Genomic DNA, 25,191 nt, shown 5'->3' with positions numbered 1-25,191 from the left:
GCGATTGTGCTCCCTGATGCAAATATCTTGCCGCCGGCGCGATTTCGCAAGACGACCTCAATAGGGTTTGATGAGGCGTTCGAGGTAATCGAGTTCGAGGATCGGCCGCGACGGCTCCCCGAGACGCTTGCGCAGCTCGTCCATGATGGCTCGGGCGCGCTGGCCGCTCGACTCGTCGGGGATTTTCACGTCATCGCCCGTATTGTCGAGAGGGCCGTCCTGCTTGCGGCCCAGCGGATCGCGATTGGCCTGATTGCCTTTCCCCGTCCCCCCGGCGGAGCGCATCATCTGCTCCGCGAGCGCGCGCGTCCCCTGCCTCAGGCTTTCCACCGCGCGGCCTTCCTCTTCTCCGGCATCGCCGAACTGCTTCTGGCGGAGCGAATCGATGGCGTCGCCCATTGCGTCTTCAGCCTCGCGGAGCTTCTGCTGCACCGGGTCCTTTCCATCCGCATTCATGTCGGAAAGAAGCTCCTGCAACTGCTTCTGCAGGTCTTCCTGTCGCCGATCGAGTTCCGCCGAGGCGCGCCCCTGTTTCTGCCCGCGCGGTCCTTGTCCCTGCCGGGGCTCGGCGCTCTTGTCTTCGTCCGCGCTCTCGTCCTGCTTCTGCTGCTCGCGGAATGTGTCGTCGAGGAGCTGCTGCTGTTTCCGCAGAAGGTCGGTCATCTGGTCGAGCTTCTGAAGACTTTCAGCGTCCTCTTCCTGGTTCTGGCCGCTGCCCTGAGCGGTTTGCAGCGATTCGAGGATGTCGCGGAGCTGGTTCAGCATTTGCGCGGCGGCATCGGCGGACCCCGATTTCGCGAGGTTCTCGATCTTGTCGAGCATCTGCGCGAGGTCTTGCGGCGAGATCGTCTTTGCGTTGGAGGATGCGGCCGCGCGGTCGGCGTTCTTGTTCTGCTGCTGCCTGAGCGCCTGCAGGTAGCTGTTCAGCGCCTGACGAAGCTCGGCCATCAGCTTCTGGATTTCCTCGCGCGATGCGCCCCGTTCGATGGCGTCCTTCAGGCGCTCCTGCGCGGCGCGAAGCTCGCGCTCGGCGGCTGACAGGTTGCCGTCCTCGATGCGAATGGCGACATCCCAAAGTTGTTCGACCACATCCTCGATATCGGAGATGTCCGGCTCGTTCCTCAGACGCCAGAACGCCGAGCGCAGGCCGAGATAGACCGGTGCAGCCGCGCCTTCGTCCTGCGCGGCTGCGGCCAGCGCGTCGAGATTGTCCGCGACGCGCGCCGTGTCAGCCGGGTTCTGCACGAGCGAACGGCGCTGATCGATAGCGCCGCGCGCGAGCGTCTTCGTGAATTTGCGCTCGGGAAGGATCATGCCGCGCGGCGCGCTCAGCCCTTCATGACCTGCTTCATCCTTCGCGGCGAGCGTGATCACCACCGGCAGGCCCGCCCAGGGATGGGATGTGAGATCCTTGTAGGTCTTCGCCTCCGCGGCCTTCACGGGCGCGTGCGGAAGTGAGAGGGGGAACACGGGCGGCTTGCCGATCTGCGGAAGAGCTGGCGGCGGCGTCGCTTCGGCGGCCTCGTTATCCTTGCCGCCGGAGGACGGAATGATGACGCGTTCCACACGCGCTTCCGCGCTCGCGACGCCGTAATCGTCATCGACCTTGTATTTCAGCAGCATCACGGCGCGCGGCGATACCTCGATCGGCCCATGAAATGCGATCCTCGGCGGGCTGTCCGGCACGACGCTCAAGCGCCAGGATCGCTCCGAGCCGAGCGTCCAGCCGACGGACAGCGTTACATCGTCGTCGATGGTGCTCGTATATTCGGCATAGGTGTCGGTCGACTGCGCGGTCGGCAACACCGGTTGCCTGCCGCCGGACGACGCCAGCGCAACGCTATACCCCTTCGCGCCAGCCCCGTTGATCTTCAAGGTCAGCGTCGAGCCTTGCGGCACGGGCACAGCCTCGGTGGTGGGCACGCTCGCCGAAAGCACGAACGGCTCCTTGCGCGTATAGGCGGGAGGGGAAATCCAGGCGTCGATGCGAAGGCCGTCGCCCAGAAGCGGAAGATCGGGAACCGCGAAAGCCGCGCGGACACGGTTTGGCAAGTCGGCTTGTGTCGATGCGAGCGCGGCCACGAGCAGGAGCAGCAGAAGCGCGCGAAGGGCGAAGGGGTCGTAACGGTCGACGCGCGGCCGCGCTTCGCCGGTCTTGAGCTTCGCAAGCGAGCGGGCCGCACGCGCGCGGTGCGCTTCCCAAAGGGCGCGCATTTCCGGTGAGGCATCCTGCGAAAGCGTATCCTGAAAGGCCGTCAGCGGGCGATGATCGAGGGCCGAGGCGCGTTCGATGCGGTCGAGCGCATCCTGACGCGACGGAGGCCGCCAGAAAACGAGCGGCACCAGCGAAAAGACAAACCCCGCACCGAAGCCCCACAAGAGCCCGAGATGCGCGGCGGGCGGAAGCATCTGCCACACCTCGAACGCCGAGAGCAGCACGAAAACGCCAGCTACCGCGAGCGGCAGCCAGACGCGCGGCCACAGCTTTTCGACCAGCATCGCGCGGCGGGCGGCGCGCACCTTCCGCCTGATGAGGCGGTCCTCGTGAGACGGCGGCGTGACCTCGGCCTCGTTTGCGGACTTGCTACTCTGCGTCGTCATTCCAACACGTTACCACAGGAAAGAGAGCGACCGTAAGGCGAGTGCTCTGGCGCATGCATCCGGTCATTCTGGTGCGACCAGCGGGTGTTGATCAAATGCAAAATTCACCGCATCAGGCCAAGCGGACCATGAGGCGGCGGTCGGCGGCAGCCAGGGTTCAAACCGGTTGCCGAAGCTTGATCGCGGCGGCGAGCGTCCCTTCGTCGAGATAGTCCAGTTCGCCGCCCACGGGCACGCCCCGCGCGAGGCGCGTCACCCTCAACGGCAAACCTTCCAGTTCTGCCGCGATATAGTGTGCCGTCGACTGCCCTTCCACCGTGGCGTTGAGCGCGAGGATGATTTCCGTAACGCCGGGTTGCCTCGCGCGCTCCATCAGCTTCGCGAGAAAGAGGTCGTCCGGCCCGCGCCCGTCGAGGGGCGACAGCGTCCCGCCGAGCACGTGATAACGCGAGCGAACGATGCCCGCCCGTTCCAGCGCCCAGAGATCGCCCACCTCCTCCACGACGCAGATGGTGGTGGCGTCGCGGCCCGCGTCCGCGCAGATGGCGCAGGGCTGCTGCGTATCTATGTTGCCGCATTCCTTGCAGATCGCGATCTTGTCGGCGGCGATGCCGAGCGCGCGGGCGAGCGGCAGGAGAAGCTGCTCGCGCTTCTTGATGAGGTGCAACGCCGCGCGGCGCGCCGAGCGCGGACCGAGCCCCGGCAGCTTCGTGAGCAGCGCGATCAGCTCTTCGATTTCGGCGCCGGAGGACTTTTTTTGCGGTGGCAGCATGGGGATCAGATAACGAAGCGGCGCGCGATCCGCAACCGCGCCGCGTCTACTTCTCTGTGAGCTTCAGTTCGATGCGGCGGTTGCGGCGCAGGTCGGCCTCGGTATACCCGCTCGTAAGCGGCTGATATTCCCCGAAGCCCGCCGCGACGAGCCGGTTCGGCGGCACGCCCTTCGACACGAGATATTTCACGACCGAGATGGCGCGCTGCGAGGAAAGCTCCCAGTTCGAGCGGAACGCCGCCGTCGCGATGGGGCGCGCGTCGGTGTGGCCGTCGATCCTGAGAACCCAGCTGATATCGCGCGGGATCTTGGTTTCGAGGTCTTTCAGAGCGGTGGCGAGCTTGTCGAGTTCGGCGTAGCCCAGCGGCGACAGGTCGGCAGACCCGCTATCGAAGAAGATTTCGGACTGGAACACGAAGCGGTCGCCCACGACCTGGATATCGTCCCGGTCGCCGAGCGACTTCTTCAGCTCGCCGAAGAAGGTCGAACGATATTGCGAAAGCTCCTGCACACGCTTGGCCAGCGCCACGTTGAGCCGCTGGCCGAGATCGGCGATCTGCGCCTGAGCCTGCTTGTCGCGCTTGTCGGAATCCCCGAGCGAATTTTCAAGCGCGGCGAGCTGTTTCCTCAGCGCGAGGATCTGCTGGTTCAGAAGTTCCACCTGCGCGAGCGCCTGCGCGGTGATACTTTTCTGCTCGTCGAGCTGCGTCGTGATCGCCGCGACACGGGCGTCGCCGCTTTTGGCCGAATCGACGGAAAGGAGGCTCGTCAGCCTCTTGTTTTCGGCGCTGGTCGCGGCAAGCGTTTCGCGAAGCCCGCTCGATTCCTCCATCGCAGTCTTCTTCTGCGAGCGTTCGAGCGAGAGAAGGTCGGCCATCTGCGCGATCTGACGCTGAAGCTTGGCGAGCGCCGTGTCCTTGCCGCTCGCGTCCTGCGCCGCGAAATATTGCGCGACCATGAACAGGACCATGAGAAAGGTCACGACCAGAAGCAGGGTCGACAACGCATCGACAAAGCCGGGCCAGTAGTCGACGGCGTGCGGGCGGCGGCGCTTGGAAAGGGCCATCGGCTGATCCTCCGGCTGCTACCGGTCCACGGGGTCGCGGCGGGCGCGCGCGGCGATCTCGCGAAGCGCACCCGCGAGGCGGTTCTGTTCCTTCAGCACGGCGGCAAGCTCGCCCTGATTATGCGATTGCTCATCCACCCATTCGCGCAGCACCTTCTGCTCAGCGCGCATCTGCTGAACGAGCTTGTCGATACCTTCCGAAAGCTTGGCAAGATGCTCGCTGTTCGCGCCACCTCCGCGAATGAAACCGTGCTCGATCTTTTCAGCGAGGTCGGAAATGCTGCGCTGCATGTCGAGGAGCGCAAACCGCAGCTGCGCCTGCGAGCCGGGCGCGTCGGCCGGGCCTTCGGAACGAAGTTCGGTGATGGTCGAGAGCCACTCTTCAAGTTCGTTGTAGAAGCGCGCCTGCGCCTGTCCGGCCTGAAGATCGAGGAAGCCGAGGATCAGCGAGCCGGCGAGGCCGAACAGCGAGGCTGAAAACGCCGTGCCCATGCCGCGCAACGGCGCTTCGAGGCCGGTTTTCAGTTCCTGAAAGACTTCCGCCGTTTCCTTGCCTTCGGTATTCAGCGCGGAAATGGTCTGCCCGACCGATCCCGTGGTTTCGAGCAGGCCCCAGAACGTGCCGAGAAGGCCGAGGAAAATGAGGAGGCCGACGAGATAGCGCGTGGTTTCGCGGCTTTCGTCGAGCCGGGAGGCGATGGAGTCGAGGATCGAGCGCATCGCGACGGGCGAGATCGTTCCCTGCCCCTGCCGTCGCTGCAACAGCGTCGCCATCGGCGCGAGCATGGCGGGCGAGCGATCCGTCGCCACGGGATCGGAGAGCCGGAAATTATTGACCCAGCGCACTTCGGGAAAGAGGCGGAAGACCTGCTGGAATGTGTAGAGGATGCCGAAGATCAGCACGCCCACGATCAACGTGTTCAACGGGCGGTTGTGGTCGAAATTCTCGATGATCTGCTTATGAATTATGAACCCGATCAGCCCGGCGAGGATCAGGAAGAGAAGCATGCGGCCGACGAACCGTCCGGGGCCGGATAACGTCTTGTAGTAGGGCGATTTACTCATGATCAGCGTGTCCCGCGGTCGCGTCGATCCGTGCAAAACTCAAGCTTTGGAGAGGCCTATACACCATTTGCAGAAATCGCGGAATACAACTTCACCCTGAAAAAGGCAACCTTGCTAAGCTTTAATGGCGATGCGTTTCAAAAGTGCTGCATGGATCGACTCGTTGCCGCAGACGACGGTGCCGCTTTTCAGCATGTTGCGGCCGCCATCGGCGTCCGAGACGAACCCGCCCGCCTCGCGCACGATCACGATGCCCGCCGCCATGTCCCAGGGCTGGATGTTGCGCTCCCAGTAGCCGTCGAACCGCCCTTGCGCCACCCATGCGAGATCGACCGACGCCGCGCCCGTGCGGCGTATCCCGGCGGCATCCACCATGACATTGTAAATCTCGTGCAGATTCTGCTCCTGCCCCGGCTTGCCGCGATGGGCGATCCCCGTGGCGATTACCGCCGCATCGAGGTTGTCGCGCGCGGCCACGCGCAGACGGCGCGAGTCGTTATAGAATGCGCCCTTGCCCTTCTCGGCGGTGTAGAGATCGCCCGTCGCCGGGTTGTAGATCAGGCCCGCCACGAGTTCGCCCTCGCGTTCGAGCGCGACGGAAATCGAGAACAGCGGGATGCCGTGGAGGAAATTGGTCGTGCCGTCGAGAGGATCGATGATCCAGGTGTGAGACTTGTCCGGGCCCTCGACGAGGCCGCGCTCTTCCATGAGGAAGCAGTAGCCGTGGCGGGCTTTCGACAATTCTTCGTAGAGGATCGTTTCGGCGCGGTGGTCGGCGGCGGAGACGAAATTCGCCGGACCTTTCACGCTGACCTGAAGATGTTCGACCTCTCCGAAATCGCGCGCGAGGCTACGTCCCGCTTTCCGGGCGGCATTGATCATGATCGTCATCAGCGCTGATGCGGGCATGGCGGGCACTCCACGAGGTCGGCGGCGGACTTGCCACCCGAAAATTCTGAAACCTGTGCGTTCGCGGAAGCATGGCACTTCCGCGTTGCGTGTTCGCGACAATGCCGGAGCCCGGCCCGAGGCCGCCCCGGCATTGTCCTTGATCTGCCCGAAGGCGCTTGTCGGCTTAGTCTACTCCGCCCGGCGGATATAGGCGATCTCGTTCGTATCGACGACCACCTTTTCGCCCGACGCGATGAAGGGCGGGACCATGATGCGCACGCCGTTTTCAAGCACTGCGGGCTTGTAGGAGGAGGCCGCCGTCTGGCCCTTCACAACGGGGTCGGCTTCCACGATGGTCAGCGTCACCTGATCGGGCAGTTCGATGCCGATGGCGCGGCCTTCGTGCATTTCCACGATGACCTTCATGCCGTCCTGAAGGAACGCCGAGCGCTCGCCCACGAAATCCTTCGCCAGCTCGATCTGCTCATAGGATTCTGTATCCATGAAAACGAGCATGTCTTCCTGAACATACAGGAACTGGAAGTCCTTCTGTTCGAGGCGAACCTTTTCCACCGTCTCTGACGAGCGGAAGCGCTCGTTGAGCTTTGAACCGTTGATGAGGTTCTTGAGCTCGACCTGATTGTAGGCCGGACCCTTGCCGGGTTTCACAGCCTGGGTCTTCACCGCAACCCAAAGGCTGTTGTTGTGCTCGATGACGTTGCCGGGACGGATTTCGTTGCCGTTGATTTTCATGGAAGCGCTCGCGCGTGAGAATTCGTTGCGCAACGTGTGGCGGATGCGCCGGGGTTGTGTCAAGGGCAAGAGGACGAAACACCGCAGACGGCGGTCGTTGCGCCGTCGGGCAGCCGGGCCGCAAGGCTCGCCTGCGTGAATAGTTTCGGCACGCGCGCGCGGGTTTCCTGCAGGGATCGCTGCCATCCATCGGACGATCAGGCAGCCTGATGCGCATGGCGCGTTCAACGGCTCGGTGGCGGCCAACCCCTACTTACGCTTTTTTCTGACGCCGCCGGCCAGCGGAACGCTCGCGCTGCGCTGGACCGAGGACACGGGAACCACCGCCGAGAAAAGCGTCGCGATTCTCGTTTCGTAGCGGCGATCCGGCGGGCATCTATCCTTCCGGCGCATCCGCTTCCCGGCTCGCCGCCGCCTTCGTGAAATACTCGGGCGAGCGCATCTCGATAAGACGCGACGCCGTGCGCTCGAAAAGCTCCGAGCCGTCGCCCGCCTTGTAGAGATCGTCGGGCTGCGCATCCGCGGAAGCGACGAAGCCCGTGCGCGCGTCGTAGAGCGAGTCGATGAACGTGATGAAACGGCGCGCGGCGTTGCGGTCGGCAGGGGTCAGAACCGGGATTCCATCCACGAAGATCGTATGATAGTGGCGGACGAGCGCCAGATAGTCGGCGGCGGCAGTCGGCTGTTCGAACAGCTCCGCGAAGGTGAACCGCGCCGCGCCGAGGCATGCGCGGGGCACGTGAAGTTCGCGGCCAAGCACAGGGATGACTTCCGGCGCGCAGGGTTCGCCGAAGGTGAGCTTCTTCCAAAGCTCATCCATCGCGGCCTTGGCGGAGGCATCGGCGGGCGAGAAATAGAGCGCACCGTGGGTGAGGTGCTGCAGGCGGTAATCCTGCGCGGACTCGAGTTGCAGCACTTCCAGCGTGTTTTCGATCAGATGGATGAACGGCACGAACTGGTCGCGGTTGCGCCCGTTCTTGTAAAGCTGCGTCGGGTGCGCATTCGAGGTGAAGACGACAACCGTTCCGGCATCGAACAGCGTGGCGAACAGGCGACTTACGATGGTGGCGTCGGCGATGTCGGTCACGAACAGCTCGTCGAGGCACAGAAGCCGCGCCTCCGCCGCGATCGACTTCGCCACGGACACGATAGGGTCGTCTTTCGCCTCGCGTCGCGCCACGGTCAGCGCGGCGTGGACATCGGCCATAAATTCATGGAAATGCGCCCGGCGCTTCTTCTCGACCGGCGCCTCTTGAAAGAACAGATCCATGAGCATCGTCTTGCCGCGACCGACCGCGCCGTAGACGTAGAGGCCTTTCGGCACCTCGCCCCGCTTGCGCGTGAAGAAGGAGAAGAAGTCCGTCTTCGCTGGCGCAACATAAAGCGCGAGCCGGTTTGTTAGGATTTGCAGTTTTTCGACGGCGAGCGCCTGCGCGGGGTCAGGCGAGATCTTGCCGTCGGCCAGAAGGCGACGGTAACGTTCCAGGAGACCGGCTGTCATTATTGGCTAACGGACTTTCTTGAGCGCGAGTTCGATGGACGACAGGGTAGGGCTGGGCGAAACCAGTTCGATATCGAAATCTTCGCGCTGCCTCGACCTGATCTTGGTTGCTCCGCTTCGGAGCGCGGCGGAATATTCGCGGTCGAGCGCCGGATCGCGATCCCTGATCGTGATCGTGAAATCGGGCACTTTCACCTTGCGTTTCGACGTGTTGTAAATGGCTCCGCTGACGAGAAGGGTAGGCTTGCCGTCCGTAATCGTCCATTTGTAAGTGACGGTATCGAACGTGAGCGGCTGCACCGTGACGGGCATCCCCAAGGCGCTGTAGAGCGGCGCAAGGCCCGGCGCCGAGTAGGCGACGATATCGCGAAAAGCCAGCAAGCCGACCACAAGCCCGGCAGCCACGGTCAAAAAGAGGCCCCACCCCGCCGCAACGGCAAGGCTGCCGACGCCGCGGCGTGGCACGCCTGACGACTCCTGCGTCGCCTCGATTTCGCGAGCAAGGCGGGGATCGAAACCGGCCTCTTCGGCATCATCGGCCAGAGGCGAGGAATCCTCGGCCGGAACGACCGGCGCGCGTACCTGCGGGCGCTTCCAGATGGCCGCGAGATCGCCCTGAAGATCGTCTTCGATACGCCCTTCCTGACGTGGTCCCGCCGCGGCGCGGAGATGGCTTTCCAACTCGTCGGCAAGTTCCTTGTCTTCGGAAGCATCCGAATATTGCGACTGCATCGCTTTTCGCAGCGCGGCGTCGGGATCGCCCGGCGTCGCGGCTTGCTCCAGGCTCGGGTGCCAACGCGGGTCGACGGCGGAATCGGAGCGACCGGCATCCGTCGAAGCGCCGATATTCTCCTCTGCGTTTTCGTCTTCGGGAGCGCGCCACAGCGTGCGATCATACTTGCCGTCTCGCTGCTCACCGGAAGCGTGGCTTGCGGGCGCGTCCTCATCGTGACGGCTTTCAGCCTCGCCCCGAAAAAGCGCGCGCGCTCCGGCCGGGGGGATGTCGCGCCCCGTCTCACTGACAGGCGCGGTCATGGGCGAGGCGAAGCTATGGCCAGGAAGGGACGGGCGACCGTCACCGAGGCTCGAAAACACCCCACGAACCGCTTCGCGCGCCTCTTCCAGCGTGCGTAGATCGGGGCCAGCATCAGGAGCGGCTGCCTCCGCGCCTTGCTGCTGACGAGGAAACGGGATCGTTTCGGCGATCTGGGGCGAAGCTGCGGCCTCTTCGCCCGCTGCGGAGGCTTCGGTTTCCTTTTGCTTGCGGCGACGGCGGAAGCTGCCGAACCAGCTCACCTTTCCGTCTTCGCGCGGGGCGGACTGTTCGCTGCTGGCCTCGCCACCGGCAAACGGCTCCGCAACGGGCTCTTCAATGGAAAGCTCCCGTGCAATCTGCTCGTCTTTCGGCGAGGCTGCGGCGCCGACATTCGTCTCCGCTCCGGCGGCAGGGGCGGTTTCGGCGTGAAAATCGGCGTCCTCGCGGCGCCATTCTTCGCTGAACGAGGCGAAACGCGATCCGGGCGCATTCTCGTCGGCATGCACAGGCTCATCAGCGACATGACTCGCCGCGGATGCGACGTCAAGGGCATCCGTCCCCGCGTCGTCGCTCTCGGCCTTCGGAGTTGCGTCGGCACCCCATTGCCGCCGGAGTTCCGCGGCAAGGTCGCGCTTCTTACGTTCAACCTCGGACACGGCGGACTCTTCCTCGAAGGCGTGCTGCCGCGTTGCGGCTTCGATCTCCTGCGGCTGACTGTCCTGAGGCTCCTCAGCAACGTCGGGCAGTGCACGCCAGACCGTGCCGCATTTGGCACAACGGACGGAGCGGCCTTCCGGCGGCAGCGTGGCCTTGATTTCATAGCGCGTCGTGCATGCCGGGCATTCGATGATCATCGGATCAACTCTGTTCTTCGTTTTCCGCTACCGCCGTCTCGGCTTTGTCGAAATCCATTGCTAGATCGCCTCGGGCTTATCATAAATCGCCTCGGGAGCGAACAGCAGGGTTGAGGTTGTGAATACCGGTCATGCTCTTATTCGATTCGAGAATGTCGGTCTCCGTTACGGGGCTGGCCAGGAAGTCCTGCGCGACGTAAATTTTCACCTGCATCCCGGCTCGTTTCACTTCCTCACCGGAGCGTCCGGCGCGGGAAAGACGACGCTTCTGCGCATGCTGTTCATGTCGCTCAGGCCAACGCGCGGCCTCGTCTATCTTTTCGGACGAAATATCGCCAAGAATACGACGAGTCAGCGCGCGGATCTCAGGCGGCGCATCGGCATCGTCTTTCAGGACTTCCGCCTGCTGGACCATCTGACCACGTGGGAGAATGTGGCGCTCCCGCTTCGCGTGATGGGCCGCAAGCAGAGCGACTATCAGGACGATGTGACAGAGCTTTTGCGCTGGGTGGGCCTCGGCGACCGCATGCATGCCTTTCCGGCGGTTTTATCGGGCGGTGAGAAGCAGCGCGCGGCCATCGCGCGGGCGGTGATCGCGAAGCCTGAACTTCTCCTCGCCGACGAGCCGACCGGCAACGTCGACCCTCAGATGGCGCGCCGCCTGCTTCGCCTGTTCATCGAGTTGAACCGGCTCGGCACGTCGATCATCATCGCGACCCACGATTATCAGCTCATGTCGCAGTTCCCGGCGGCGCGCATGCAGCTTGAGAACGGCCGGTTGGAAATGCACGAGTAGCGATGTGGCCATGAGTACGTCGAATCATGAGTACCGTTGAACCCGCGTCCGCGCTTCCGGTGCCGTACAAGGCCCGCAAGCAGGCTCAGCCCAAATATGCCCGGCCGAACGCCCCCATCGTGCCGCCGGGATCGGTCACGGGGCGCTCGCTCGCGCTGGTGATCGCGATCATGGGCTTCCTCGCCTCGATCACGGCTTGCGGCGTCTACGTGGTCTTCAATGCCGCCAATGTGTGGACGAACCGCATCTCGGCCGAAATCACCGTTCAGATCCAGCCGCGCGCCGACACTTCGGGAGACGCCCGAACCGCCGAAATCGTCCAGTTCCTGAAGGACCAGAACGGCATCGCTCGCGTCACGCCGTTCTCCCAGGAACAGTCCTTGAAGCTCGTCGAGCCATGGATCGGCCGTTCCGAGGTGCTGAAGAGCTTCGCGATCCCGAAGCTCATCGCGGTGCAGATCGACACGTCGAGCCCGCCGGACATAGCCACGCTGAAGACTGTGCTCGAATCGAAGTTTCCGGGAGCGCTTCTCGACGACCATGGGCTTTGGCGCAATGAGATACGCCGCCTGACGAGGCTCCTCGAAATCGGCGGCATCGGCATGCTGTTCCTGATGGCGATGGCGACAGCGGCGGTGATCGTGGCGGCCGCGACGAGCGCCCTCGCTTCCAACCGCGAGATCGTGTCCGTGCTGAACCTTGTGGGCGCGGAAGAGAAATTTATCGCCCGTCAATTCGAGACACATTTCCTCAAGGTTGGCGTGAAGGCGGGGATATTCGGTGCGGGCCTCGCGGGCCTCCTGTTCCTTTGCCTGCCTTACATCACAGAAGGGATCAGCACGTCCGCGACATCGGCAGCCGAGATTCGCCGCCTCGTCGGCGCGGGCACGCTCGACATCGGCGGATACGCGGTGCTGGTGGTCGTGGTTGTGGCTGTCGCGCTCATCTGCAAGCTCACCTCGCGCTATGGTGTGCGCAGAATCCTCAACCATCAGAACAGTTAGGGTTAATGGCAGAGGACCAAGGTCCGAAAAATATAGGCAATTCCGTGGGTCGGCGTTATATTGGCCGAGCAATGAGCACCGACGGCGACAAGACTTGCCCGCGTAATCTGCTCGCTCCCAGAGCGATCCTCCGGCGCGCGGTGCGCATAACCGCTCTTTTTTCCTTCGCGATCATGTGCGGCTTTTTCATCTTCGCCTATTCGGTCAGCATCATGCCGTCGGCGAGGCTTAAGGACGCCGACGCCATCGTCGCGCTCACGGGTGACGAGGAGCGCATCGCCGCCGCCGTGCGCCTTCTGTCCGAGGGCAAGGCACGCCGACTGCTTATTTCGGGCGTACACAAGACGACACGCGCGCCTCAGATCATGAGCCTTACCACGTCTCGCGGGTCGCGAAGCTGGTCGCTGTTTTCCTGCTGCGTCGACATCGACAATGCCCACAACACCGAAGCCAACGCGGCCGAGACCACGAACTGGGTGCGAAAACGCGGATACCGGTCAATTATCGTCGTCACATCCACCTACCACATGCCGCGCGCGTTGATTGAACTTCATCAGGCGATGCGGGACGTCGAGCTTGTCCCTTACCCGGTCAGGGCGCCGCGCCTCGACGAACGCTGGTGGCGCGATTCGCGCACTGCGTGGGTTCTCTGGAAGGAGTACATGAAGTATATCACGGCGATGGCGCGCTACGGCGCGAACTCCATCTCCAACGCCTCCGCCAGGAACGAACACGAGCCACAGTTGATCAATGCGCGCGCCAGCTAAAGCCCTCCTCTTCTTTCGATCCGCGCTCTTCGTTCCAATCCTCTACCTCACCTGGGCGGTCTTCCTGATCCTTGGAAGCTGGCTGCTTCTGCCGGTCGTGCCCCGCCGGTGGGCGATGGCGGCGCTGAAACTCCACGGCGATGTGACACAGGGTCTGCTCCGGGTGATCTGCGGCACGAAAATGGAGGTTCGCGGACGAGAGAAGCTTCTTCCGGGGCCGTGTATCGTAGCAGCCAAGCATCAGGCCACATGGGACACCTTCGCGCCGCTTTCGCTCATGCGCGATCCGGCGCTCGTAATGAAGGCGGAACTGCTGTCGATCCCGCTTTATGGGCGCTTCTGCCGGAAATTCGAACTCATACCGATCCAGCGAGAGCTTGGCCCGGCTGCGTTGCGCCAGATGGTGCGCGAAGCGCGGAGCCGAGCCGCCGAGGGCCGCGAGATCGTGATTTTTCCCGAGGGCACGCGCGCCGAGCCGGGCGCCGCTCCAGACTACAAGCCCGGCATCATCTTTCTTTATCAGGATCTGAAAGTGCCCGTGTGCCCTATGGCGCTCAACTCCGGCATGTTCTGGCCGCGCCATTCCTTCCTGCGCTATCCCGGCACGATCGTGGTGGAATTTCTCGATCCGATCCCGCCGGGGCTGCCGAAGCAGGAGTTCATGCAGCGGCTTGAGACCGAGATCGAAACGGCGTCGGAGCGTTTGCGTCTCGAAGCGCGCCGCGAGCTTGAGGCGCTTGGCCTTGAGCCCGCGATTGACGCCCCGCCGCTCGCCGTCAAGGAAAGCCGCACCGTGCGCGAGTGATCGCTGCCGGCTGACAGTGGAGCATTTTCCTTCGCGACCATCATCGAGCGGGCATTCATGGCGCCATCCGCCCGATCCGCAAAACGGCTTCTCCCAAATCTCATGCGTCGCAAAAATTCGTTAAAAGCATAGCGATTTCAATGGTTTTGACCTAAAGTGGCGCATTGGGAAAACTCACCAGCGCGGCTTGTACTTACCATGACCGAGGGACTGAAACAGGCGACGCTCGCTCTTCGCGGCGGCATCACCGCACGGGAGCCCGGCGTTTCCGTCACACCGGACATCGTGCCCGGATCGAGCTTCTACGCCGACGCGGAAGGCGTCGGCTTTTCCGCGAACGAATTGAACGGCTCTCCGCCGCCCTTTTACACCCGCTGGGGCAACCCCACGCTGACGCTCCTCGAAGACCGCCTCACCGCCCTTGAAGGCGGATCGGGCTCCATCGTTTTCGGCAGCGGCATGGCGGCGATTTCGGCGCTCTTCCTCTCGCGCCTGAAGGCAGGCGACCATCTCCTGCTGTCGAACGTGTGCTATGCGGGCGCCGCCGAACTCGTGCAGGACATCCTGCCCGGCTACGGCATCGAGGTGACGCGTGTGGACACCTCGAAGACCGAGGCCGTCGCCGCCGCGATCCGGCCCGGAAAGACGCGGCTCGTGCATATCGAGACGCCCGCAAACCCGATCCTGCGCGTAAGCGACATCGCCGCCGTCGCGGAGATCGCACACGAGGCGGGCGCGGAATTTTCCGTCGACTCGACCATCGCAACGCCCGTCGCCACGCAGCCGCTGTCGCTCGGCGCCGATTACGTCGTGCACTCGCTCACGAAATATCTTGTCGGGCACGGCGACGCGCTCGGCGGCTCGATCACCGTTCGCGACGCGGAAAAGGCCACCGCCTTGCGCGCCGGTCCGCTGATCCATTTCGGCGCGGTGCTTTCGCCTTTCGCGGCGTGGCTGATCCTGCGCGGCATCGAAACCCTGCCTGCGCGCATGCGCATCCACGAGGAGAACGCGCGCGCCGTCGCCCGCTATCTCGAAGGTCACCCCGCCGTTGCAGGCGTGCTCTGGCCCGGTCTCGAAAGCCATCCGCAGGCGGAAATCGCGCGCAAGCAGATGAAGAACTTCTCGGGGCTTCTCTCGTTCACGGTGAAGGGCGACGGCAAGGCGCTCGCCTCGCGGTTCGCGCGCGAGCTTCAGGTGATTTCCTACGCCGTGTCGCTCGGGAAGACGGTGAGCCTCCTGTTCTACATCCCGACCGACGACCTGTTGCGCTCCGCCTTCCGGTTGGAAGGGCAGGCCGAAGCCGATTATCGCGCTGCGGCGGGGGAGGGTGTGTTCCGCCTGTCGGTCGGGTTGGAAGACGCGGACGATCTGATTGCCGACCTCGCTCGCGTGCTCGGCTGACGGCAGAGTGAGCCGCTCGCGAAGGTCGTGCGGCTAACCTTCAAACGCAAGTGTGACCGGCACGTGGTCGGACGGGCCCGGCCAGCCGCGCGCCTCCTTCAGCACGCTGACGCCGCGCGTCCGCCCGGCCATCGCGGCACTGCCCCAGATGTGATCGAGCCGCCGCCCGCGATCCGCTGCCGCCCAGTCCCGCGCGCGATAGCTCCACCAGCTGTAGACCTTCTGCTCGGGCGGGATGACGCGGCGGACGAGATCGACCCAACGGCCATCCTCGCGGACCTTCTCCAGCGCCTCCACCTCGACGGGCGTGTGGCTCACCACCTTCAGAAGCTGCTTGTGCGACCAGACGTCGGTTTCGAGCGGCGCGACGTTGAAGTCGCCGACGAGCACGGCATTCGCATCGTCCGCCCAGCCGCGCTCCCACTTCGCCAGCGCTGCCAGATAGGCGAGCTTCTGCCTGAATTTCGGGTTCAGCTCCGGGTCCGGGATGTCGCCGCCAGCGGGCACGTATATGTTATGCACCGCGAGCGTGCCGCCGCCCGGCAGCGCGACCTTGACGCCGAGATGGCGCGCTTCTTCCGTGCCGCAGAAACTCTGACGCGGCAGCGGTTCGAGCGGCAGCTTCGACAGCGTCGCCACGCCATGATAGCCCGCCTGCCCGCAGATCGCGATGTGCTGGAAGCCAAGCTCGCGGAAGCCGTCGGCCGGGAAAAGCTCGTCGCGGCATTTGATTTCCTGAAGGCAGAGGATATCGGGCCGCGTCTCGCGCACGAAGCGGGCGACGAGATCGAAGCGGAGGCGGACGGAATTGATATTCCAGGTGCTGATGCGGAGTGTCATGGGCACAAAAAAAAGCGCCCAACTCCGGCGAAGGTTGGGCGCTTTTGCGTTTTCACGCATGCGTCGGGAGGGAAGCCGACGCTGAGAGATTAATGCCTTCGGCTAGACGGGGGGGCACTACCGATGGTGACTGGCATCAATCTCTCTATGAAAGGTAAGATAGCACGCCCCCCACCGATTGCAAATGAAAAATCGGCAATTCGCACCTTGACAGTGACGAATCTGTCGCAGCGCTAGCTTGTCAATTCGAGGACTTGAAGCCAATCGTCTGGGAAAACTGGAAAATATCGGGCGCGGGCTCTTTGTTTTCCTCGAGATTGGCGACCTCGATCTTGGTGTTCAAGCCCTGCGCATCGGTGATGATCCATTCCTTCAGCATCATGTCCGGCTTCGAGAACATGAGACGGATGCGGCCCGAGCCATCGCCTTTCTTGTCCTCGACGGTGAGAACGATTGTGTCCGGGCCCTGTTCGACACCGAGAATATTGGCGTCGTTGATGAGATCGACGTGCTCCGAGAGCAGGAGGCGGAAGGGCGTTATCTCCAGAGGATAGCGGTCCGAGGTGTTGAGGTCGTGATCCTCGATCGCCAGATACTTGCCGTCGGCGATGATCTTGAGCTTGCTCGGCGCGCCATAGTCGAACCGCACCTTGCCGCCGCGCGCGAGGTAGAACTTGCCACGCTTCTGCTTGGTGTCGGGATCTGTCTGCACGAACACGCCCTGCAGAAATGTCAGCTTGTTGAAATAATCGTTAATCTTGGCGACGACTTCGAGGTCGCTTTCCTGGATGGGCGCCGCAGCCGTTTCGGGGATCGCCTGCGGCTGCTGCTGCGCGAGGTCGAGGTCAGTCTGCCAGCCCGGTGCCGCTGTGGATGCCGTTCCGCCGATGGGGCTTGTCGGCTTGGCAGCGGGAGCCGGGGCTTCGGTCGGAACCGGGAGCGGCTGCTTTGGCGCTGGAGCAACCGGAGCGGGCGTGGCGGAAGGAGCGGGATACGTTTTGTGGACTTCCGTCTGACCGCCCTGCGCGAAAACCGCGGTCACGGTGCCGGTCGCCAGCAGCGCGCCAAGCGCGACCCGCGCCCCTGATCCCCTTAAGCTCGAAAAGACGCGCTTGCTCATGCTCCGGTGGCCCCTATGAAAACCTTGGAATTTTGCGGTTATGAATTTGCAAGAAAGCGTCAAATTCGCGGCGAGAGGGCGCGGCCGACCCAGAATCGTCGCCGAGAAAGCCACGCCAGTGCAAAAGTGAAGCGCGGCGCCACTCTCCCCGCCGTCAGGGCGAGCACGATCTCTGCTAACTCGCCCTGTGGCGCTCCTCGATCAGGATTTCCCGTCGCCCGGTGCGGCCCGGAGCGCCGACGATGCCTTCCTGCTCCATGCGCTCGATGAGCGACGCCGCACGATTGTAGCCGATGCCGAGGCGGCGCTGGAGATAGCTTGTCGTTGGCTTCCGGTCCTTCAGCACGATGTCGACGGCGGATGCATAAAGATCGCCGCTGTCTCCGCCGCCGCCACCCTTGCGCGGCGCCTCGTCTTCGGCGTCCGGGTCTTCGAGGATATCGTCGCGGTAGTTCGGGAAGCCCTGCGCCTTGAGATGCGCCGCGACGTGCTCGACTTCCTCGTCCGACACGAACGGCCCGTGCGCGCGGATGATGCGGCCGCCCGCCGCCATGTAGAGCATGTCGCCCGCGCCGAGAAGCTGTTCCGCTCCCTGCTCGCCGATGATGGTGCGGCTGTCGATCTTCGACGTCACCTGGAAGCTGATGCGGCTCGGGAAGTTCGCCTTGATCGTGCCCGTCACCACGTCGACGCTCGGGCGCTGCGTCGCCATGATGAGATGGATACCCGCCGCGCGCGCCATCTGCGACAGGCGCTGCACGGCGAATTCGATGTCCTTGCCCGCCACCATCATCAGGTCGGCCATCTCGTCGATGACCACCACGATGTAGGTCATCGGCACCGGATCGAAGATTTCCTCCTCCTCGATCGGCTCGTCGGTATCGGGATCGAACCCAGTCTGAATGACGCGCTTCAACGGCTGCCCGCGAAGCTGCGCCGCCGCGACCTTGGAATTGTAGCTCGTAATGTTGCGCACGCCGAGCTTCGACATCTTCTCGTAGCGCGTGTTCATCTCCTTGACGGTCCACTTCAACGCGGCCACCGCCTTTTTCGGGTCGGTGACGACGGGCGCGAGCAGGTGCGGGATGCCGTCGTACACGGACAACTCCAGCATCTTCGGGTCGATCATGATGAAGTTGCACTGGCTCGGCGGCAGGCGATAGAGCAGCGACAGGATCATCGTGTTGATGCCGACCGACTTGCCGGACCCCGTCGTGCCCGCGATGAGAAGGTGCGGCATGCGGGCGAGATCCACCACGATCGGCTCGCCGCCGATGGACTTGCCGAGCGCGAGCGGCAGCGCGGCCTGCCCGTCCTGAAACGCGTTCGATTCGAGGATGCCGCGAAGAGAAACCATTTCGCGCTTCGGGTTGGGCAGCTCGATGCCGATGGCGTCGCGGCCGGGCACGACGGCGACGCGCGCCGAGACGGCGCTCATTGACCGCGCGATATCGTCCGCGAGGCCCACCACCCGCGAGGACTTCGTGCCGCGCGCGGGCTCAAGCTCGAACAGCGTGATGACCGGGCCCGGATAGATGCCCGACATCTTCCCCTTCACGCCGAAGTCTCCCAGCACGCCCATCAGCGCGGATGCGCGTTGCATCAGCACGGGATCGTGCGCGCCGGGCCGCTCCGAGGCCACGGGCGGAGGCGCCAGCAGCGAGAGCGGCGGCAGTGCGGAGGTGAAGTGTTCGAGCACGTCGTCATCAGTGCGAAGAGCCGGCTCGTCGTTGGCGGGCTTCACGTAAATGAGCGGCTTCTGGCGCTTGACGGCAGCGGCGGCTGCCGCGCTCGTCTCGATGATCTTGTGCGCGCCGTTCATCGCCGTTTCCATGGCCTTGCCCGTCAGGCGCCGGATCGGCGAAACGGGCTCGCCGTCATCATCGTCGGGCTTTTTGCTGGCCGCCGGGGCGTCTGCGGAGGCATTCGGGTCGCGGCGGGCGCCGAAAAACGGCTCGATGCGCACATCCTCGAAGAGGCCGTCCGACTCGGCTTCGACACGGCGGGTGTCGGAAGCGCCAAGCGAAGGCGTGGGGCGGCTGCCCCAGTCCGAAAAGGGCGAAGGCTCCACGGCCTTCGGCGCGGCCCCCCTTGGCGCTTTCGCGGGCGCGGGCGATGAGGCCGGAGCGGAAGGCGTCTCCTCGCGAACACGGGCGAGCCAGTAGTCGCCGGGATGCGCGAAGGCCGCGAGCGCGCCGCTGCCCTGTTGGGAGACACGCTTCGCCCAGTTCGCCGCCTTGTCGAAAAGCGGTTCTTCCGCCTTCGGCTTGCCTTTGGCCTTGCCCTTGCCCCGCGCAGGAGCTTCGCCGCCCATCTGGAACGCCGCGGGGAGGACCTTGGAATTCAGCCCGCACGCGCGAAGCAGGCACCAGCCGCCAGCGGGGAGAAGGATCAGACCGAGCAGCGGCCACAGGAGCCAGGGCGCTATCGCCGACGTCGCCTTAGCCGCAAGCGCGGCGGCGAAGTCGCCCGCGATGCCGCCAAGGCCGGTATCCAGCACCCAGCTCTTCGGCGTCGGAAACATGGCGAAGAACGCGGGCACGAGCAAGGCCGCCCCCGCCCAGTAGGCGAGGCGCAGACGCGGCCGCGAGGGGACATTGCCGCCCGAAATGCGAAAGCCGAACACCGAAACCGGGAACACGAGAAAGGGGGATGCCAGTCCGAAAGCCTGCATCATCGCGTCCGCCACGCTCGCGCCGCGATGGCCGAGCCAGTTATGCGGCTGCGATGTGGTGGCGTAGCTCGGGCTCGGGTCGCCGTAAGACCAGCTTATCAGCGCGAGCCAGATCGCGGCCGCGATTGCGACGAGAGAGAAGCCCAGCACGCGCCAAGGCAGACGCCGCAACTCGGCCGCAAGCGCTTTCGGCAAAAACCTTTGCGTCGACTCCATGCGCGCACGCCACCCCACGAAAATACCGCAGACTTACCGGACCCACGGCCGAACGCGCGGCCATATCACCCGTGGCCAATGTCACACGCGGCCATGTCACAACAGCATCGACGCGAGGCGGTCCACCGCGTCGCGCGTCACGTCGAGCGGGTCCACCAGCGCGAGCCGAACGTAATCGTCCCCCGGATTGAAACCGCGCTCGTCCGGTTGCGCCAGAAAGGCCCCAGGCAGCACTTTGACACCGCATCCTTTCCAAATCGTTTTCGCGGCCTCGACACCTCCGCCTAAATGCGAGAGATCGAGCCAAAGAAACATGCCGCCTCCCGGCTCGTAATAATTCGGAAGATCGCCGAGCCTTTCGCTCGCGGCGGCGAACTTCGCCTGATAGAGCGCGCGGCTTTCGGCGGCATGCGCGTCGTCAGACCAGAGCGCCACGGAGGCTTGCTGAATGGGGATCGGCACCTGCGGCGATGCGACGTTTCGATATTGCAGATAGTCCTTCAGAAAGCCCGCGTCGCCCGCGATGAATCCCGAGCGAAGCCCCGGCGCATTCGAGCGTTTCGACAGGGAATTGAAGACGAGCACCCGGTTAACATCGCCCGTTCGCGCGGCCAACTGCAGCGCGCTTGGCGGCGGTTCGTTCTGGTAAATCTCCGAATAACATTCGTCAGAAAAAACATAGAAATCGTGGCGGCGGGCAAGAGCGATCAGCCGCTCGAAATAGGCGGGGCTGGCGACGACACCCTGTGGATTTGCGGGCGAGGCAATGTAGAAGGCCGCCGTGCGGTCGAGAAGCGCGGGATCGAGCGCGTCGAGGTCCGGCAGAAAGCCGCCGGCAGCCGTTGCAGGAAGCATCACCGCATGACAGCCCGCCGTGAGCGCGCCCGCGTAGTAAGCCTGATAGAACGGGTTCGGCATGAGAACGGCCGCGCCGCGCACGTTCTTCTTCGCTGCCGCCAGTGTCATGGCCGAAACGAGACCCTCGCGCGTGCCGCACAGGGGCAGGACGTGCCTTTCGGGATCGACGACGCCCGGCCCGAGCGCATAGCGGCGCTTGAGCCATGCCGCTATGGCCTGACGCAGCTCCGGGATGCCGTTGATCGGCGGATATTTTGAGAAGCTCCGCCAATGTTCGGCTATGACATCCGCCGCGAACGAAGGCACCCCGTGGCGAGGTTCGCCGATGGTCATGTCGATGGGAGAGCCGCCGGGCTTCAGTCCTTCGATGAGGTCGCGAAGGCGCGGGAACGGCGACTGGATCGTGGAGAGCGAGGTTTCGGACACGGGCGCACCGGGTTGCTTCAGCAGAGGGCGCGGAGTCTAGCACTGTGTGCCCGAAGGCAAAACCCTTGAGAAACCGGCATCGCAAGACCTTCGCGCACGGTCCCGGCGTTCAGGCCAATCGGCCTACTTGAGGCCGACATGAGAAAAGCCCGGGAGATGGGATCCCGGGCTTACCCCTGCCTCCGCGCCATCCATCGGAGGGAGCGTTCAGCGCAGAGAGAGCGCCATCAAGTGACGTCGATGCCGTTTCGCGTGAGGCGCATCGGTAAAGGAGAGGAAGCCTTTCGTTGTCCGAAGAAAACGAAAGGCCCGGCAGGAGGCAGCGGAAGGGCTGCCTGGAACTGGAAGTCGGGGACGGCGTCTTGCCGTCCGCCGTTTTTACAGGTTGTAAGCGCGTTCGCCGTGTTCGGAAATGTCGAGACCTTCGCGCTCCTTCTCTGCCGAGGCGCGCAGGCCGACGACGAGCGAGATAAGGAGGAACACGATCGTGCTGCCGACGACGCACCAGGCGCCCGTGACCGCGATGTTCTTGAGCTGGATCAGAACCTGCGCGGCGACGTCATATTCGCCGATCGGGCAAGTCGCAGTCAGAACGCCGTTCACGATTTCGCACTTGGTGTAGTCCGTCACGCCCGTGCCGCCATAGACCGGCGCGGCGACGATGCCCGTGCCGATGGCGCCGATGATGCCGCCGACGGCATGGACGCCGAAGACGTCGAGCGTATCGTCATAGCGGAGAGCGCTCTTCACAGCGGTGCAGAAGAAGAAGCAAACCGCGCCCGCGACGAGGCCGAGCACCAGCGCGCCGTTGGTTCCGGCAAAACCGGCCGCAGGCGTGACCGCGACGAGACCGGCAACGACGCCGGAAGCAAGACCAAGGAGGCTTGGCTTACCCTTGAAAAGCCACTCCACCACGAGCCAGGAAATGCCCGCAGCGGCTGTCGCCACAAAGGTGTTGGCCATCGCGAGAACGGCGGTGCCGCTCGCTTCTAGCGCGGAGCCCGCGTTGAAGCCGAACCAGCCGACCCACAGCAGCGCAGCGCCGACCATCGTCAGCGTGAGCGAGTGCGGCGGCATGGGCTCCTTGCCGTAACCGAGACGACGGCCGACGAGCAGCGCGCCGATCAGGCCGGCGAGGCCCGCGTTGATGTGAACGACGGTGCCGCCCGCGAAGTCGAGGGCGCCCATCTGGAAACCGAAGCCCGAGGCTGCAATGGCAGCTTCATTGTTAAGGGCGAGTTCGGCCGGTCCAGGGTTGGCCCAGACCATGTGCGCGATCGGGAAATAGACGATCGTCGGCCAGAGGATAGCGAAAAGGACGACCGCAGAGAACTTCATGCGTTCGGCAAAACCGCCCACGGCCAGCGCGGTGGTGATCGCCGCGAAGGTCATCTGGAAGCTCACGAAGACCAGTTCGTGAATGCCAACGCCCGGGGTGAAGGTCGCAGCCACGGTCGATGAATCGATGCCGGACAAGAACAGCCGCGAGAAATTACCGATGAACGGAGCAAGCGCGCCTTCCGCGCTGCCGAATGCCAGGCTGTAGCCGTAGATGAACCAGATCACGCAGACGATACACTGGATCGCGAAGACCTGCGTCAGAATGGAAAGCATGTTCTTCGTGCGGACCATGCCGCCATAGAAGAGCGCAACGCCGGGAACCGTCATCAGGAGGACGAGCAGCGATGACGTCATCATCCATGCGTCGTCGGCCTTGGCAACAACGAGTTCGGGAGCCTTCGCGGCCGTTGCGGCGACAGCGGTCGCGGCTTCGGCGGCAGCTTCCGGCGCCGCAGCCGCAGCGTCCGTTGCCGCGGTCGCGGCTTCCTGGGCGAGCGATGGATCGATGAGAGCCATCGCTCCCAGGGCCGTTGCCCCTAGAAGAGCTAGATTACGCCAGACAGGTGTCATTGATTTTCCCTTCTTACTAAAGAGCATCAGCGTCGGATTCGCCCGTGCGGATGCGCACCGTATGTTCGATCGTAGACACGAAGATCTTGCCGTCTCCGATCTGCCCCGTTTTTGCCGCCGAAGAAACAGCTTCGATGACTTTATCAACCTGCTCGTCGGCCACCACGACTTCGATCTTGATCTTCGGAACGAAGTTCACCTCGTATTCCGCGCCGCGATAGATTTCGGTGTGCCCTTTCTGACGGCCGTAGCCTTTGACTTCGCTGACCGTAAGCCCTTCGATGCCGAGACCGTCGAGGGCCTGACGGACTTCTTCCAGCTTGAATGGCTTGATGATCGCCACCACCAGTTTCATATCTGAATCCTCCAACATCCTGCCTCGAACACGCTCATTTTTTACGTTGCCCGCGCGAAGGAAAGGGGATCGCGAAGACACGGCTGTCGCAGCGACTTCAAAAGCTGTGCCAAAGGAGGGCGTTCGTCCATGCGACACGGCGCACCGCGAATCGACCTTAAACTTACCGCTTTGCGGAGAATGGCTCTAAAAATGAGCGCTCATTTCTAAAGCACTCGCAATATTTCGCTCAATAATTGGGCAATATGCCGTGTTTGTAACCACAGCCGGTTGGCGTTCCATCCTCGCCAGACCGCGTGCGTTCTGGCATCGATTTGATGAAGACGAGCTGATCGACGACACGGATTTACTGTGGCGCGGCTTCCGTCCGCTTTGCGGTTGGACGGCGTAGACGAAAATGGCGGCGCGTTTCGCCACATCGAGGTGATGGCGGGATAGGCTCAAGGATGAAGAGCGCTGGCTATCGAACAGAAAGCAGGTCGTTCAGGGATGGCGAATGCCGGTCGTCGCGACTGTTTGCGAGGCGAATGACGCGCGCTGCGCGTTCCCGCGCCAGATCGTGTGTGCCTTCGAGAAATCGAACTTTAAGGAACTCGGAAGGCTTCGCATTGTAAAGACGCACATAAAGCACTGCGCCGCAAAAGGGCACAATGCTTTATGTTTCGGATGGATGCCGCGTCGTATCGAGTCCGATTTGACGCGGACTGACCTAGTGGAGCGAATTTGACATTTGAGTCCCGGTGGCTGCGAGCTCTCGCTCAAATGTCAAATTCAAAAGCTCCACGAGAATCATGATGTTGCTAGTGGTCCTTTCCATTCCGACATTTGCTCGCAAGCATGCTGCATACGGATGCAAATGCCGGAATCGAACCACTAGATTTTCTTGTTCAGTTCCGTCTGGATGTCGATCGTCACTTCGTCGGAAACGAAGGGCGCAGCCTGCGAAACGCCAAATTCCGTACGCTTGATCGTTGTATTCGCGCCGATGCCGAGCGTCGGCTTCTTCGACATCGGGTGCGAACCCTCGAAATTGAGGGTGACATCGAGCACCACAGGCTTCGTCACGCCTTTGATCGTCAGGTCGCCGGTAACTTTCCCGCTTTTCTCGCCGGTCCGTTCAAACTTTGTGCTCTTGAAGGTTGCCTCGGGGAAAGCCTTCGTATCGAACAGCTTGTCGCCCTTCATGTGGTCGTTGAACACCGGTACGAGCGTCTCGATACTGTCGGTCTTGAAGGTGATTTCGACCTTGCTGTTCTCCGGCTTGGCCGCGTCGTAAAGCACTTCGCCCTCGTAGGTCTTGAACTGGGCACACTGGCGGCTGATGCCGAGATGGTTCCAGCAGAAGCGAACCGTCGTATGACCGGGATCAAACGAATAGGCGACAGGCTCAGCGGATGCGATGGTGGTTGCCGCGAAAAATGCGGGAATAGAAGCAATAAGAATCCTGCGCAACGACATGCCGATCTCCGTCCTGTT

At 63.3% G+C, this 25,191-nt stretch carries 21 protein-coding genes; 6 read left to right on the top strand and 15 right to left on the bottom strand.

What is annotated here, in order from left to right:
- Positions 1–57: 57 nt before the first annotated feature.
- From QM659_RS02230 to efp, 6 genes are all read right to left on the bottom strand, one after another.
- Positions 58–2,601 (bottom strand): TIGR02302 family protein, encoded by a 2,544-nt coding sequence (locus tag QM659_RS02230; protein WP_415187220.1) that lies wholly within the window; start codon positions 2,599–2,601, stop codon positions 58–60.
- A gap of 157 nt (positions 2,602–2,758) precedes the next feature.
- The gene (gene recR / locus QM659_RS02225) at positions 2,759–3,373 is read right to left on the bottom strand and encodes a recombination mediator RecR (protein WP_415187219.1); all 615 of its coding nucleotides are present in this window, start codon (positions 3,371–3,373) and stop codon (positions 2,759–2,761) included.
- 46 nt (positions 3,374–3,419) lie between these two features.
- Positions 3,420–4,439 (bottom strand): peptidoglycan -binding protein, encoded by a 1,020-nt coding sequence (locus QM659_RS02220; RefSeq protein ID WP_303483798.1) that lies wholly within the window; start codon positions 4,437–4,439, stop codon positions 3,420–3,422.
- Positions 4,440–4,457: 18 nt separating this feature from the next.
- Positions 4,458–5,504: a flagellar motor protein MotA gene (locus QM659_RS02215; RefSeq protein ID WP_127077220.1), complete on the bottom strand. Its 1,047-nt coding sequence runs from the start codon at positions 5,502–5,504 to the stop codon at positions 4,458–4,460.
- 114 nt (positions 5,505–5,618) lie between these two features.
- Positions 5,619–6,413 (bottom strand): inositol monophosphatase family protein, encoded by a 795-nt coding sequence (locus QM659_RS02210; protein WP_127077219.1) that lies wholly within the window; start codon positions 6,411–6,413, stop codon positions 5,619–5,621.
- A 171-nt stretch (positions 6,414–6,584) separates the two neighbouring features.
- On the bottom strand, positions 6,585–7,148 hold the full coding sequence (gene efp / locus QM659_RS02205; RefSeq protein ID WP_127077218.1) for an elongation factor P: 564 nt from the start codon (positions 7,146–7,148) through the stop codon (positions 6,585–6,587).
- 235 nt (positions 7,149–7,383) lie between these two features.
- Between efp and QM659_RS02200 the strand changes: the two genes are divergently transcribed.
- Positions 7,384–7,506, top strand: a complete 123-nt coding sequence (locus QM659_RS02200) for a thiosulfate oxidation carrier complex protein SoxZ (protein WP_415187218.1) — start codon at positions 7,384–7,386, stop codon at positions 7,504–7,506.
- Positions 7,507–7,524: 18 nt separating this feature from the next.
- Here QM659_RS02200 and zapE read toward each other — a convergent pair whose 3' ends face one another.
- The gene (gene zapE, locus QM659_RS02195; RefSeq protein WP_303483811.1) at positions 7,525–8,649 is read right to left on the bottom strand and encodes a cell division protein ZapE; all 1,125 of its coding nucleotides are present in this window, start codon (positions 8,647–8,649) and stop codon (positions 7,525–7,527) included.
- A 6-nt stretch (positions 8,650–8,655) separates the two neighbouring features.
- On the bottom strand, positions 8,656–10,539 hold the full coding sequence (locus tag QM659_RS02190; protein WP_415187217.1) for a zinc-ribbon domain-containing protein: 1,884 nt from the start codon (positions 10,537–10,539) through the stop codon (positions 8,656–8,658).
- Between the two features lie 118 nt (positions 10,540–10,657).
- On the opposite strand from QM659_RS02190, the gene ftsE reads away from it, so the two are divergent.
- The 5 genes from ftsE to QM659_RS02165 all read left to right on the top strand — a co-directional run bounded on the left by ftsE (position 10,658) and on the right by QM659_RS02165 (position 15,315).
- Positions 10,658–11,335, top strand: coding sequence for a cell division ATP-binding protein FtsE (gene ftsE / locus QM659_RS02185; protein ID WP_037233931.1), 678 nt, complete (start codon positions 10,658–10,660; stop codon positions 11,333–11,335).
- 26 nt (positions 11,336–11,361) lie between these two features.
- Complete coding sequence (locus tag QM659_RS02180; protein WP_415187216.1) at positions 11,362–12,339, top strand: cell division protein FtsX; 978 nt, start codon at positions 11,362–11,364, stop codon at positions 12,337–12,339.
- Between the two features lie 71 nt (positions 12,340–12,410).
- The gene (locus QM659_RS02175) at positions 12,411–13,106 is read left to right on the top strand and encodes a YdcF family protein (protein WP_164729944.1); all 696 of its coding nucleotides are present in this window, start codon (positions 12,411–12,413) and stop codon (positions 13,104–13,106) included.
- Positions 13,090–13,911, top strand: coding sequence for a lysophospholipid acyltransferase family protein (locus tag QM659_RS02170; RefSeq protein ID WP_415187215.1), 822 nt, complete (start codon positions 13,090–13,092; stop codon positions 13,909–13,911). The genes QM659_RS02175 and QM659_RS02170 overlap by 17 nt, the downstream gene beginning before the upstream one ends.
- Before the next feature lie 198 nt (positions 13,912–14,109).
- Positions 14,110–15,315 (top strand): trans-sulfuration enzyme family protein, encoded by a 1,206-nt coding sequence (locus tag QM659_RS02165; protein ID WP_415187214.1) that lies wholly within the window; start codon positions 14,110–14,112, stop codon positions 15,313–15,315.
- Between the two features lie 33 nt (positions 15,316–15,348).
- Here the strand turns inward: QM659_RS02165 and QM659_RS02160 are convergent, their stop codons facing one another.
- From QM659_RS02160 to QM659_RS02130, 7 genes are all read right to left on the bottom strand, one after another.
- Complete coding sequence (locus QM659_RS02160; protein ID WP_415187257.1) at positions 15,349–16,155, bottom strand: exodeoxyribonuclease III; 807 nt, start codon at positions 16,153–16,155, stop codon at positions 15,349–15,351.
- 241 nt (positions 16,156–16,396) lie between these two features.
- Positions 16,397–17,275, bottom strand: a complete 879-nt coding sequence (locus QM659_RS02155; protein ID WP_415187213.1) for a LolA family protein — start codon at positions 17,273–17,275, stop codon at positions 16,397–16,399.
- A gap of 175 nt (positions 17,276–17,450) precedes the next feature.
- Positions 17,451–20,165, bottom strand: coding sequence for a DNA translocase FtsK 4TM domain-containing protein (locus QM659_RS02150; protein ID WP_415187212.1), 2,715 nt, complete (start codon positions 20,163–20,165; stop codon positions 17,451–17,453).
- Between the two features lie 96 nt (positions 20,166–20,261).
- The gene (locus QM659_RS02145) at positions 20,262–21,449 is read right to left on the bottom strand and encodes an aminotransferase class I/II-fold pyridoxal phosphate-dependent enzyme (RefSeq protein ID WP_415187211.1); all 1,188 of its coding nucleotides are present in this window, start codon (positions 21,447–21,449) and stop codon (positions 20,262–20,264) included.
- 378 nt (positions 21,450–21,827) lie between these two features.
- Positions 21,828–23,360, bottom strand: coding sequence for an ammonium transporter (locus tag QM659_RS02140; protein ID WP_415187210.1), 1,533 nt, complete (start codon positions 23,358–23,360; stop codon positions 21,828–21,830).
- 16 nt (positions 23,361–23,376) lie between these two features.
- A complete protein-coding gene (locus tag QM659_RS02135; protein WP_127077247.1) occupies positions 23,377–23,715 on the bottom strand; it encodes a P-II family nitrogen regulator in 339 nt (112 codons plus the stop codon).
- Positions 23,716–24,588: 873 nt separating this feature from the next.
- A complete protein-coding gene (locus QM659_RS02130; protein WP_303483828.1) occupies positions 24,589–25,173 on the bottom strand; it encodes a YceI family protein in 585 nt (194 codons plus the stop codon).
- Positions 25,174–25,191: the final 18 nt, after the last annotated feature.

The sequence above is a fragment of the Rhodomicrobium sp. genome, from assembly GCF_047605405.1.
GTDB classification, from domain to species: Bacteria; Pseudomonadota; Alphaproteobacteria; order Rhizobiales; family Rhodomicrobiaceae; genus Rhodomicrobium; species Rhodomicrobium lacus.
The sequence above is the reverse complement of the archived record's forward strand: the minus strand, read 5'-3'. Positions and strand labels throughout refer to the sequence as shown.